The organism is Spirillospora sp. CA-142024, assembly GCF_050942325.1.
GTDB lineage: Bacteria > Actinomycetota > Actinomycetes > Streptosporangiales > Streptosporangiaceae > Spirillospora.
This window is the reverse complement of sequence record NZ_CP192077.1, coordinates 8,004,346-8,016,826: the sequence shown is the minus strand read 5'-3', so window position 1 is coordinate 8,016,826 and position 12,481 is coordinate 8,004,346. Positions and strand designations below refer to the sequence as shown.

The window sequence follows — 12,481 nt, the reverse complement described above, 5'->3', positions numbered from 1 at the left end:
GCGTAGACCAATCAACTACTCGGTGAATCTGGACTATACCCGGCGATCGGTGTTGAACCTTATGTCCTACCGTGCGCGGGCCTGAGAAGCCATCGGGCGCTGGGCTCCACCGCCCAGTGGGTGAGGCGCCGCACGGGCGCGGTGGCGAGCGCGACGCCGAGCACGGCCGCGGCCAGGGTGACCCCGATGATGCCGAGCGGCCCGTGCAGGACGGGCTCGTCGAGCACGCCCGTGTAGTCGAACGTCTTCATGATGAGCCCGTGCAGCAGGTACACGTACATCGTCCGGGTGCCCATCTCGGTGTACCAGGCCCGCTTCCGCGGGATGGACGCCAGGAAGGCCGAGCCGAGAAGCAGGGCGAATCCCAGCGCCACGAGGCGCCAGGCCATCCCCTCCGCGGTCCCGTACCCCATGTCGGAGTAGCCCTCGTTCCAGTACAGGAACCCGCTGTTGATCTTGGGAACGACGGTGCCGAGCTCCCAGACGTAGGCGGCGGGCAGGGCGGCGGCCAGCAGGGCGAGCCCGGCCCAGCGCGTCCACGAGGCGCGCAGCCGCTGCACGTGCTTCGGGTCGATCGTCAGCCCGAGGACGAAGAGCGGCAGCAGCCCGGCGGTCCGGCTGAGCGTGGAGTCGGCGGTGAAGGCCCAGCTGCCGCCGACGAGGCTGAGCGCCACCGCGATCGCCACCGGATGGCGGAGGTGCCCCCAGATCGGGGCGCTCAGCCGCCAGAGGACGAGTGCCACCAGGAACCACATCAGGAAATGCGGCCGGAGTATCTCGCTCAACCGGAAGTCGACGTCATTGATGAAGATCAATTGCGCCCGGTAGAGCAGAATGAAAATGACGTACGGGACGATAAGCGTGGGGAAGACGCTCCGGAACTTGTCCGTCGAGCGCATGAATCCACGGGAGAAGAAGCCGGAGATGAAGACGAAGACCGGCATATGGAAGGCGTACAGGACCACATAGGCGGCGTGTACGGCATGGCTGTCGCCGTACACGGACCAGAAGTGGCCGAGAACGACCAGGACCGCCGTGAAGAATTTGGCGTTGTCGAAGTACGCGTCGCGCGAGCCGGGCTTGGACGAGGAGGCGGACGTGGATGTGGGGCTTCCCCCGCGGGGCGCCGGGACGGTGGTCGTCGGCGCACCGGCCGTCGGCTGCGCACCGCCCGTGGTGGGAAGCGCACTGCCAGTGGCGGGTGGCGGGGTGGGGAGGATGTCGGTCATTTCTCCGGGAGGTTGTGCCCTAGCGGGAGCGGGCTGGGCGTCGCAGGGGGGTGAACACCCAGGTCATCTTGGGCTCCAGCGCCCAGCTCATCGTCCGGACGACGGGCTTGGAGCACAGGAACGTTCCGACCACCAGGGCGCCGCCGATCACGATGAACACCCCGGGCAGGGTGTGCATCCAGTCGGCGCCCCACCAGCCGGTGAAGTTGAGCAGGCGGGTGACGAATCCGTGGAGCAGGTAGGCGTACAGGGTGTAGGCGCCGAGCTGGGTGTACCAGTGACGGCGGCGCGGAATCAGGCTGAGGAACGCGGCGACGAGCACGATCGCAGAGGCGAACATGGCGAGCCGCATCACCGTGCCGGCGAAGTTGCCCACGCCGAGCTGGAAGTTCGCGTGCTTCCAGTAGATCCAGTTCCGCGACATGTGGTTCATGACGAGGTAGGACGCGCCGAGACCGGCGGCGAGCACCACGGCGCCGATCGGCCGCGCTATCGGCTTCTTCAGCAGCTCGAAGTGCGCCGGCTTCAGCGTGAGGCCGAGGACGTAGAACGGGAGGAGCCCGATCACCCGGTGGATGTCGAACGTCCCGCCGAGGTTGCTCATGTACGACAGCAGCGAGAACACCAGCGCCACTGCGAGCGGCCAGCGGATCTGCTGCCAGACGGGGGTCGACAGCCGCCACATGAACAGCGCGGCCAGGAACCACGTCAGGTAGTACGGGTTCAGCAGGCTGACCTCGAGTTCGTTGCGGCCGGCGAGCCAGTCGTACAGCGAATAGGCGGCCTCGAACACCACGTACGGGACGCCGACATTGGTGATGACCTTGCGCGCCTTGCCGCCGGAGAACGTCCAGTTCCGGGAGAAGTAGCCGGTGATCACGATGAACAGCGGCATGTGGAACATGTAGATGAAGATGTACAGGCCCTTGGCCAGCGGGACGTTCAGCAGATTGGCCAGGGAGTGCCCCACCACCACCAGCAGGATCGCGAAGTACTTCGCGTTGTCGAAGAAGGGGTCGCGCTGCCTGGGCGGCCGCTTCCCCTGCTCGGCGCCGCCGGTGGCGGTGGTGCCGGAGCCAGTGGTGCCGGAGACGGTGGTGCCCACGGCGTCCGGCGCCCCCGGTTCGGGGGGCACCGCCGGATCCGTGGACGGTAGGTGTTCGGTGCGCTGTGCCGTTGCGGCCTCGGAGGGCCTGGTGGTGTACGTCATACGCGGGCTGCCCGGTCAGCTCTCCTTGCAGATGTCGTCGCTGGCACGGATTTCACCCTGCTGCTTCGGGATGCCACTGCCCGCGCTCTTCAGGTTCGTCCAGTTCCGGCCGACGATCAGGTCCACGACGCCCGGCGTGCCGCCCGTGGTGCGCGCCGCGGGCTGCGGCGCGCTCGGGATGAGCGCGGTCAGGGTCTGGGCCTGTTGGTCGGCACCGGAACCGTACATCACCTTCGTGGTGGATGTGGCGGAAGGGGCGTTTCCGCCCACAGTGACCTGGAAGCCCTGCGACTCCAGGTCGTCGGCGACACGGCTCGCCTGACCGTCGATCCCGCTGCCGTTGTACACCCGCACCCGCACCTGGCTCGGCGGGATCTTCGACGTGCCGGGCTTGGGCTCCTTCGGCACGGTCTTGTCGTTGCGGACGGCGGCGAAGAACGGCTGCGCGGCGTCGTTGAGCGCCACCCGGTTCGGGTCGAGGGGGTCGGGCCCGGACGGGACGGTCACGAACCGGAGCTTGCCGGAGGTCATGCCCTGCATCTCCTGGGCGATGTCCATCATGACCTGCGGCGTCAGCTCCTTGTCGGTGGTGAGCGACTTGGTGGCCGCGTTCATCAGCGAGTAGAGCTTCTTGGGGTTGCTGAGCACCCCGGCGCTCATCGCCTTGCTGGCGAGGGCGCCCATGAACTTCTGCTGGCGCTTGATGCGGTCGGTGTCGGAGCCGTCGCCGAGGCCGTGCCGGACGCGCACGTACGCCAGCGCCGTCTCGCCGTCGATCTTGTGCTTGCCCTTGGTCAGGTGGAGCCCGGACTTGGGGTCGTTCACGTCCTTCGGCAGGCACACCGGGACGCCGCCGACCGCCTTCGTGATGCTCTTGAACCCGTTGAAGTCGACCTGCATGAAATGGTCGATGCGGACGTTGGAGAGGCTCTCGATCGTCTTGATGACGCAGGCCGCGCCGCCGTTGGTGAACGACGAGTTGATCTGCGCGCGGGTCTGCGCCGGGACCACCCCGCCCTTGTGGTTCTTGCAGGACGGCATCCGGACCATCAGGTCGCGGGGGAAGCTGATGCCCATCGCCTGGCCGCCGCCCGGCGACAGGTGCAGCAGGATCATCGTGTCGGAGCGGGGGGCCTCGTTCTTCAGCTGCCGGCCGTACTTGGCGTTGGAGCCCGCACGGGTGTCGGAACCGAGCAGCAGGATGTTCATCGCGTTGTTCAGCTTCTTCGGCCGGTTCGGGCCCAGCTGCGCGTTGACGTCCTCGTGGGAGATGTTCCCGAACGCCTGCCGGTAGAGGCCGTAGGCGGTCAGGGAGCCGACCACCATCACCGCCGACAGCCCGATGCACACCCAGCCGAGGATGCGCCAGCCGCGTCGCGGCGCCGGCTGCGGGTCGGCGTCGTCGACGTACTCCATGTACATCGGGTTGCTGTTCATGGGCTCCGAGATCCGGTATGGGCGGTTCCGGGGGTCGAGGGTCGCCCCCACAAGGGGAACGGCCCGCTACCAGGGGTCGGGGAACGGGACGAGGGCAAGGGGAAGCGTAGGTCAGGGGAGCCGGTACGGGGACCCGGATTCGTCATTCGGTCCGGGTGGGCCGGCCACCACCGTCACATGCTCCAGGGTCAGACGACGATCTAGGGTGGCTTTGTCGAAGTTTCGTTGGATTATGACGGAAGCACCCGAGGCTAGTGGTGCGATAAGGCCGGTCAGTACTCCGTCGAGTGTGGCGAACGACATGTCAACCAGAATCCGGTCGCGCGCGTCCAGCTCCCATTTCTCGGCGGCCGCGCGGGCGGCGCCCACCAGTTCCGCTCCGGTGAATGTGGCCTTTGTCACAGTCATCACAGGCGTCCCGGGAGTCACCTCCGGCCCCGGGACGAACCGGTCGCCGTACGCGCGGACCTCCGCGGCGTAGTCGGTCACGCCGGGCGGGCAGTCGGTGAGCGGTCCGCCCAGCGCGTGCAGCGACAGTCCGACGATCTCCTCGGCTCCGCCTGCGAGCGTCTCGTCCGCGACCACGTCGTCCAGCACCTCCTGCGCCGCCGCCACAAAGTACGGATCGGAGACATGGATCGGTTCGGCGCCGCCCTGTTTCAGCGTCTCCGGGTCGACGACCTCCGTGACGAGCCCCGCGGACCAGCAGGCCATCAGCCACACCGCGGTCTGCCAATGCGGCGGCAGGACGAGGACGACGCGCGTCCCCGGTTCGGCGGCGAGACCGTCCACCAGGAAGTTGGCCGTCTTGGCCACCCAGTTCTCGAACGTCCGCGCGGACAGCTCGACGCGTTCGCCGCTCGCGTCGTCGTAGAAGGTGACCAGCGGACGGGACGGGTCGTCCGCCACCCGCCGCCGCAGCAGCTCCGCGGGCGTGACCGCTTCCCCGGCATGTGCGCTCATGGGTCCGAGCGTATGCGCGCATGATCGCCCGTGAGCCATCACCCGGCCGGTGCCGCTACGCTCCGCACGGGTGAACGACGGAACACACGCGAGCGAGCTCTCTTCGAGCAAGTACGGGGCGGATGAATGAACGCGGGTCGGCTGCTCGTCCGGGCCACCGTGGCTCCGGCGCTGCTCATCGTGGCGTGGCTCGCGGTGTCGCTGCCGCTGCTGATGGCGGGCGTGTTCCGTCCGGCCCCGGCGATCGCGCTGTTCGTGCCGGTCGCGGCCCTGGTGCTGTGGCTCGGCCTGCGGTCGGGGCCGCGGGACACCGCGGGCGAGCGCCCCGGGAGCCTGAACGCCCCCGGCGGTCTGGACGCGGTGCAGCGGTGGCCGGTGTGGGCGGTCCTCGCGATCACGCTGGCGTTCCTGGTGCTCCAGGTCGTCATGTGCTCGGAGCAGATCATCGTCCGCCGGGACCCGGCGTCCTACGTCCAGTTCGCGACCTGGCTGACGAAGCACGGGTCGCTGCCGATCCCGCTGATGGAACGGGCGTTCGGCGGTCCGGACGCCGTCCTGCGCTTCGCGAGCCCCGCCTTCTACCAGCACGACGGCGCTGTCGTGCCGCAGTTCATGGCGGGGTGGCCGCTGGTGCTGGCGCCGGCCGGATGGATCGGCGGCACCCACGGGATCCTGCTGACGGCACCGCTGCTCGGCGCGTGCTGCGTGCTGTCGTTCGCCGGGCTGGTCGCGCGCCTCGTCGGCCCGCGCTGGGCGCCCGCCGGGGCGCTGCTGCTCGCGCTGACGCTGCCGATGCTCTACGCCTCCCGCAGCACCTTCAGCGAGCTTCCCGCGATCGTCCTGCTGCTGGGCGGCCTGTCGCTGATGTACGACGTCCGGCGGGAGGAGGGACGCGTCGCCGATCTGAAGGCGTTCCTCGCCGGGGCCGCGCTCGGGCTGATCGTGCTCGTCCGCATCGACGGGCTGCGGGACGTCCTGCCCGTCCTGGCGTTCGCGGGGCTCTTCATCGCGCGCCGGCGGGGGATCGGGTACTGGATGGCCGGCGGACTGCTGCTCGGCGTGGGCGCCGGGGTGGCCGAGGGCTTCGCGATGTCCCTGCCCTACCTGGAGTACCTCAAGACGTCCCTCGTGCCGCTGGCGGCCATCACGGCCGCGGTGGTCGTCGCGACGGCGCTCATGGTCCTCCTGCTGCGCCGGGACCGGACGGGGACGTGGCTGCGCCGCGCGGGCGCGTCCGTCGCGCGCGGCCGGGTTCCGGGCGCCGCCGCGGTCCTCACCGTGCTCGTGATGGCGGGTTTCGCGATCCGGCCGCTGGTGCAGACCGTCCGCCGCGCTCCGGCGACGAGCGACGACGAGATGAACGTCCGGTTCATCGAGATGGTGCAGCGGATCCAGCACGTCCCGGTGGACGGCACGCGGCAGTACTCCGAGCTGTCCCTCTACTGGGTCGTCTGGTACATCGGCGTCCCCGCGCTGCTGTTCGCGACGCTCGGCGCGGCGCTGCTGGCGCGGAGGCTGCTGCGCGGGCGGTCCCCGGAGTGGCTGCTGCCCTACGCGATGATCGTCTGGACGACCACGCAGGTGCTGGTGCGGCCCGGGATCACGCCCGACCACCCGTGGGCGTCCCGGCGGCTGATCGGGCTCGTCGTCCCCGGCCTGCTGCTGTTCACGGTGTTCGCGTCGGCCTGGGCGGTGAAGCGCGTCCGGCGGCTCGGATACGGGCCGAAGGTGGTGCGGACGGGCGCGGTCGCCGGAGTCGCGCTGATGCTGGTGCCGATCGTCCTGACGTCCGGCGGCTACCTGGTGACCCGGACGGAGCAGCACGAGGTCGCCGCCGTGGACGGCATGTGCGACGAGCTGAGGCCGGGCGCCTCGGTCGTCATGGTCGAGCAGTCCACCGCCGACCGGTTCCTCCAGGTCGTCCGCGGGATGTGCGGGCTGCCCGCGGCGCGCACGGCCGGCGGGGCCGCGACCGGGGACGTCAGGCGCGTCGCCGGCAGGGTGTTCGCGGCCGGACGGCACCCGGTGATCATGGCGGCGAAGCGGGAGCAGGTCGCCCCCTACGGGACGCCGCGACGCGTCCTCCACCTGGAGACCCGGCAGGACGGACGCACCCTCACCGGGCCGCCCGGCGGGACCTGGGGGCTGGCCGCGGACGTCTGGATCGCCGAGCCGCCGAGGCCATAGACGACGCCTCCCCGCGCCGGTGCGAGTATCCTCGCGCTGCGTGAGCACCCAGTCTGCCGAGCCGACGCCCCAGCCGCCCGCCGATGTGGAGCCCGCGTCCGAGCCCCTGTCCGAGCACGTCCACGTCACCATCGTCCTGCCCTGCTACAACGAGCAGGACCATGTGATCGACGAGGTCGAGCGCATCTGCAAGGCGATGGACAACAGCGGCAAGTCCTACGAGCTGCTGGCCGTCGACGACTGCTCGACGGACGCGACGCTCGCCCGGCTGGAGGAGGCGGCGCCCCGATTCCCGAACATGCGGATCATGGCGTTCCAGCACAACAGCGGTTCCGGCACCGTGCGGCGCATCGGCTCGCAACAGGCCCGCGGCGACATCGTCGTGTGGACCGACGCCGACATGTCCTACCCGAACGAGCGGATCCCCGAGCTGGTCGAGGTCCTCGACTCCGACCCGGCCGTGGACCAGGTCGTCGGGGCGCGCACGACCGAGGAGGGGACGCACAAGGCGCTCCGGGTGCCCGCCAAGTGGTTCATCCGCAAGGTCGCCGAGCGGCTCACCAATTCGAAGATCCCGGACCTGAACTCGGGGCTGCGCGCGTTCCGCCGCGAGGTGTCGCTGCCGTACCTGCGGCTGCTGCCGCCCGGGTTCTCCTGCGTCACGACGATCACGATCGCGTTCCTGTCGAACCAGCATCCGGTCCGGTACGTGCCGATCGACTACGCCAAGCGGGCCGGGAAGTCGAAGTTCCACTTCACCAAGGACGCCTACCGCTACATCCTGCAGGTGCTGCGGATGGTCATGTACTTCAACCCGCTCAAGGTGCTGATGCCGCCCGCGCTGTGGCTGATCCTGATCGGGCTGCTCAAGGGCGTGTTCGACATGGTGGTGCACTTCGGCTACTTCGCCAACAACACCATCATGATCTTCGTGACGGGGTTGATCATCGCGTCGCTGGCGCTGCTCGCCGACCTGATCGTCCGATCGCGCGGCGACGTCTAGCGGCATGCGGATCGCGATCGTGGGGCCGGCCTTCCCGTACAAGGGCGGCGGAGCCCGGCACACCACCGAACTGGCGCACCGGCTCGCGGCGGCGGGCCACGACGTCGTCATCGAGTCGTGGCGGGCCCAGTACCCGTCGTTCCTGTATCCGGGGCAGCAGACGATCTCCGAGCCGGAGGGCGAGCCGTTCCCGGACACCCGGCACCGGCTCGACTGGCGCCGCCCGGACGGCTGGTGGCGCACCGGCCGCGACCTGCGCTCCTGCGACCTGGTCGTCCTGGTGGTGCTGAGCACCGTCCAGGTGCCGTCCTATCTGGGCATACTCTCCGGTCTCCGGGGCGGGGCGCGGGTGGTGGCGCTGTGCCACAACGTGCTGCCGCACGAGCGGAAGGCGTACGACGAGCCGCTGATGAAGCGCCTGCTGCGGAAGGTGGACGGCGTCCTCGTCCACACCGACGCCCAGGCCGGCCTCGCCCGGACGCTCACCGGCCGTCCGGTGCGGGTCGCGGAGATGGCCGCCCATCTTCCGGCGGCCGCCGCGGTCACGCCCGGCGACGGGAAGGTGCGCCGGCGGCTGCTGTTCTTCGGGATCGTCCGCCCGTACAAGGGGCTGGACGTGCTGCTGCGCGCTCTCGCCGAGGGCCCGGACGACGTCGCGCTGACCGTTGCGGGCGAGTTCTGGGGCGGTCTGGAGGAGACCCGCGAGCTGATCGGGTCGCTGGACCTGGAGTCGCGGGTCGAGTTGCGGCCCGGGTACGTCCCGGCCGCCGACATCCCGGGCCTGTTCGCCGCGGCCGACGCGCTCGTGATGCCGTACCGTTCGGCGACCTCGTCGCAGAACGTGTGGATGGCCCACGAGTACGGCCTGCCGGTGATCGCCACCGACGTGGGCGGGTTCGCGGACCAGATCCGGGACGGCGTGGACGGGCTGATCTGCACGCCGGACGACGTCGGCTCGCTCGCCGGCGCCGTCCGCCGCCTCTACGCGCCGGGGGAGGCGGAGCGGCTGCGCTCCGGCGTCCGCCCGGTCGACCACGGCCCGGTGTGGGCCGCCTACCTGGACGCGCTCACCGGGGACGCGCTCACAGGTGCGGTTCGAGAACCTTGAGCAGGGCGCGCTTCGGCTTGGCGCCGACGATCTGCTCGACGACCTCGCCGTTCTTGTAGAGCAGCAGGGTCGGCAGGCCCATCACGCCGTACTTGTTCGGCGTCTCCGGGTTGGCGTCGTAGTCGATCTTGGCGATCTTGATCTTGCCGTCCTGCTCGGCCGCGATCTGCTCCAGCACGGGAGCGATCATGCGGCACGGCCCGCACCAGTCGGCCCAGAAGTCGACCAGCACCGGGGTGTCACTGCTCAGGACCTCGTCCGCGAACGTCGCGTCGGTCACGGTGATCGGGGCCGTCACGGTCCCTCCTTCGTTGGCTGCGTACCCGTCACAAGCTCTTTGGACGGCGGTTCATTCCCCGCGTCCGGCGCCGTCCGCCCGAGCAGGAACGCGACGCCGGCGTTGATGAGGTCGGCGGCGGTCAGCAGCACCCGGGACGCGATCGCGACGACGACCGGCGCGCCCGCCGGGAGCACCGGCGTCAGGACGACCGTCAGGGCGGCCTCCCGCGCCCCGATGCCGCCCGGGGCGATGAAGACGAGGAAGCCGGCGACGAACGCGAGCGCGTAGGCGCCGGTCGCGACGAACGGCAGTCCCTTGCCGTCACCGCCCACGGCCGCGCACAGCAGCCAGGTGTGCACGCCGAACAGGACCCAGCCGAGGACCGTCCAGCCGATGGCCCGCAGGGTGACGCCGAGGCTCACCGGGTGCTCCAGCGGCGGCCGGCGGACGAGCCGGAGCATCACGCCGAGCGCCCAGCTCACGATCTTCGGGTGCAGCATCGCCAGCAGCACGGGGGCCAGCAGGAACAGCCACCAGTACTCTCTGCGGGCCGCCGCGGAGGTGAGCGGCAGTGTCACGGCCGCGACCGCGAGCCCGCAGGACATGGACGTCGCCACCGCCAGCATCGTCGACCCGAAGCTCCGCTCGGGCGGCACCTTGTGCTCGCGCGTCATCTCGATCTGGGTCACCAGCGCCCACACCTTGCCCGGCACGTACTTGCCGAGCTGGGAGACGCCGGAGATCCGGAAGATCGCCCGGACCGGGAGCGGCGACCCGAGACCGCCGAGGAACTCGCGCCACCCCAGCATCCAGGCGAAGAGCCCCGCCAGGCCCACGGCCAGCGCGCCGGCGAGCACGGCCCACGACATCTGCCGGAACGCGTCCACCGTGGCGTCCCACTGGGACGCGACGCTGTAACCGCAGAACGCGAGCGCGAGCAGTACCAGGAGCACGCGCAGGCCCCGGACGGCGACGACCTTCATCTTCACGCGCCCAGCGTAGGCGAACGTGACCTCGCAGCCGCCCGCGCGGCCTAGAGTTGGGAGGCGATGAAGATTTCGGATGTGGTCGCCTTCATGGGACACCAGGTGCACGTGTGCCGGTACCGCGAGGCGGGGACGCTGCTCGGCTGGATGGGACGCGACCTGCGCGGCAAGCGGGTCCTCGACGTCGCGGGCGGCGACGGTTACTGGGCCGGCCGGGCGCGCAGGCGGGGCGCCGACGCCGTCTCGATCGACCTCGCCCGCGGCAAGATGGTCTACGGGCGGACGCTCGCGCACGCGCCCGCGCTGGTCGAGTGCGACGCGCTCCGGCTCCCGTTCGGGGACGGCTCGTTCGACGCGATCCTGTCCGTCTGCGCGATCGAGCACTTCGACGACGGCGGCAGGTCGCTGGACGAGATGGCGCGGGTGCTCAAGCCCGGCGGCGAGATCTTCATGTCCGCCGACGTGCTGAGCCGCGCGGACGCCTGGCCGAAGCTGCGCGACGCGCACAAGGCCAAGTACCACGTCCAGCACACCTACACGCACGACAGCCTGCGCAAGCTGATGGACGAGCGGGGCCTCGACCTGGTCCAGCACAGCTACCAGTTCCGCACGGCGGCCACCGAGCGCCTCTACCTGTCGCTGTCCACGTACGGTGGCAAGGTCGGCTTCAACGCGGCGGCGCCCCTCACCCCGCTGGTCGCCCTCGCCGATCGCAAGGCTCCGAACGAGCGCGGCAGCATCGTGCTGGTCCGGGCGCGTAAGAGGTGACCATCTGGGGGAGGGCTCCCACGATGAATCGCGTGGAATGAGATCCGGCGAGCGCGCGCCCGCCGGGCGTACGCTCGAAGAGTAAAAAGTGATCTACGCCACCGCGCTGGATGGGGGAGTGGACCGTGGCGCCTCGGATTCTGCTCGACGCCACCGCCGTGCCGGCCGACCGCGGCGGGCTCGGCCGGTACGTCGATGGGCTGCTGAGCGCCCTGCACCGGCAGGGCGCCGACCTCGCCGTCGCCTGCCAGCGCGTGGACGCGAAACGCTATGAGGAACTCGTCCCCGGAGCGCAGGTCGTCGCGGGCCCGGCGACGCTGTCGCACCGCGCGACCCGGCTCGCCTGGGAGCAGTCGGGCCTGCCGCACGTGGCCGAACGCGTCGGCGCCGGCGTCATCCATCTGCCGACCTACACGATGCCGGTGAGCGCGGTCCTGCCGACCGTGGTGACGATCCACGACGTCACGCTGTTCGCCGAGCCGGAGATGCACGACCCGGTCCGGACGTCCTACATCAAGTCGGCGACCCGCAGTGCCGCCCGCCGCGCGACCCGGCTGATCGCCCCGTCCCGCGCCACCCGTGACGAGCTGGTCCGCATCCTGGGTGCCGACCCGGCGCACATCGACGTGGCCTACCACGGCGTCGACCACGAGGTGTTCCACCGGCCGTCCGAAGCGGAGGTCAAGCACGTCTCCGACCGCCTCGGCCTGCACGGCCGCCCCTATGTCGCCTACCTCGGGGCGCTGGAGCCGCGGAAGAACGTCCCGAACCTGATCCGCGGCTGGGTCAACGCCTGCGCGGGCCGTCCGGACGCGCCGGCGCTCGTCCTGGCGGGCGGCGGCGGCTGGGACGACGAGGTCGACGCGGCCCTCGCCACCGTCCCGCTGGACCTCCGCGTCCTTCGGCCCGGCTACCTGCCGTGGCCGTCGCTGCCCGGCTTCTTCGGCGGCGCCCTGGTCGTGGCCCTGCCGAGCCGCGGCGAGGGCTTCGGCCTGCCCGTCCTGGAGGCCATGTCCTGCGGCGCGCCCGTCCTCACCACCCACCGCGGTCCACTCCCCGAGGTCGGCGGTGACGCGGTCGCCTACACCGAACCCGACCCGTCCGGCATAGCGGGCGCGCTCGCGGCCCTGATCGACGACCCGACCCGGCGCGCCGAGCTGGCCGAGGCCGCCCACGTCCGGTCCCGGCAGTTCTCCTGGTCGGCGTCCGCCGAGGCGCACATGGCCTCCTACCAGCGCGCCGTGGACCAGTACACGGCGACCCACACCCACTAGGAACCCTGGCGCGTCTTCGTAATGGGCTCGGCGATG

At 70.6% G+C, this 12,481-nt stretch carries 11 protein-coding genes; 5 read left to right on the top strand and 6 right to left on the bottom strand.

The features are described 5' to 3' along the window. Positions 1-59: 59 nt before the first annotated feature. The 4 genes from ACQPZP_RS37865 to ACQPZP_RS37850 form a co-directional block, all read right to left on the bottom strand. Complete coding sequence (locus ACQPZP_RS37865; protein WP_433474466.1) at positions 60-1,229, bottom strand: acyltransferase family protein; 1,170 nt, start codon at positions 1,227-1,229, stop codon at positions 60-62. A 19-nt stretch (positions 1,230-1,248) separates the two neighbouring features. Continuing rightward, positions 1,249-2,364 carry an acyltransferase family protein gene (locus tag ACQPZP_RS37860; RefSeq protein ID WP_433474465.1) on the bottom strand — a complete coding sequence of 372 codons (1,116 nt, stop codon included), beginning with the start codon at positions 2,362-2,364 and terminating at the stop codon, positions 1,249-1,251. Positions 2,365-2,454: 90 nt separating this feature from the next. Further along, positions 2,455-3,876 (bottom strand): LCP family protein, encoded by a 1,422-nt coding sequence (locus ACQPZP_RS37855; RefSeq protein WP_433474464.1) that lies wholly within the window; start codon positions 3,874-3,876, stop codon positions 2,455-2,457. 111 nt (positions 3,877-3,987) lie between these two features. Next, positions 3,988-4,839, bottom strand: coding sequence for a TIGR03089 family protein (locus ACQPZP_RS37850; protein WP_433474463.1), 852 nt, complete (start codon positions 4,837-4,839; stop codon positions 3,988-3,990). Between the two features lie 126 nt (positions 4,840-4,965). Between ACQPZP_RS37850 and ACQPZP_RS37845 the strand changes: the two genes are divergently transcribed. The 3 genes from ACQPZP_RS37845 (at position 4,966) to ACQPZP_RS37835 (ending at position 9,137) form a co-directional block, all read left to right on the top strand. After that, on the top strand, positions 4,966-7,026 hold the full coding sequence (locus ACQPZP_RS37845; RefSeq protein WP_433474462.1) for a hypothetical protein: 2,061 nt from the start codon (positions 4,966-4,968) through the stop codon (positions 7,024-7,026). 85 nt (positions 7,027-7,111) lie between these two features. Further along, entirely contained in the window at positions 7,112-8,029 is a 918-nt protein-coding gene (locus ACQPZP_RS37840) for a glycosyltransferase family 2 protein (RefSeq protein ID WP_433479739.1), read from the top strand. A gap of 4 nt (positions 8,030-8,033) precedes the next feature. Then, positions 8,034-9,137, top strand: coding sequence for a glycosyltransferase family 4 protein (locus tag ACQPZP_RS37835; protein WP_433474461.1), 1,104 nt, complete (start codon positions 8,034-8,036; stop codon positions 9,135-9,137). Here ACQPZP_RS37835 and trxA read toward each other — a convergent pair. Together trxA and ACQPZP_RS37825 are read right to left on the bottom strand one after the other, a co-directional pair. After that, positions 9,112-9,435: a thioredoxin gene (gene trxA / locus ACQPZP_RS37830; protein WP_433464462.1), complete on the bottom strand. Its 324-nt coding sequence runs from the start codon at positions 9,433-9,435 to the stop codon at positions 9,112-9,114. The two genes, ACQPZP_RS37835 and trxA, sit on opposite strands and share 26 nt — an antisense overlap. Then, entirely contained in the window at positions 9,432-10,400 is a 969-nt protein-coding gene (locus tag ACQPZP_RS37825) for a lysylphosphatidylglycerol synthase transmembrane domain-containing protein (RefSeq protein WP_433479738.1), read from the bottom strand. Before ACQPZP_RS37825 ends, trxA begins: the two co-directional genes overlap by 4 nt. 66 nt (positions 10,401-10,466) lie before the next feature. Between ACQPZP_RS37825 and ACQPZP_RS37820 the strand changes: the two genes are divergently transcribed. Together ACQPZP_RS37820 and ACQPZP_RS37815 are read left to right on the top strand one after the other, a co-directional pair. Then, positions 10,467-11,171 carry a class I SAM-dependent methyltransferase gene (locus ACQPZP_RS37820; RefSeq protein WP_433474460.1) on the top strand — a complete coding sequence of 235 codons (705 nt, stop codon included), beginning with the start codon at positions 10,467-10,469 and terminating at the stop codon, positions 11,169-11,171. Positions 11,172-11,296: 125 nt separating this feature from the next. Next, on the top strand, positions 11,297-12,445 hold the full coding sequence (locus ACQPZP_RS37815; RefSeq protein WP_433474459.1) for a glycosyltransferase family 4 protein: 1,149 nt from the start codon (positions 11,297-11,299) through the stop codon (positions 12,443-12,445). The last annotated feature ends 36 nt before the right edge of the window (positions 12,446-12,481 follow it).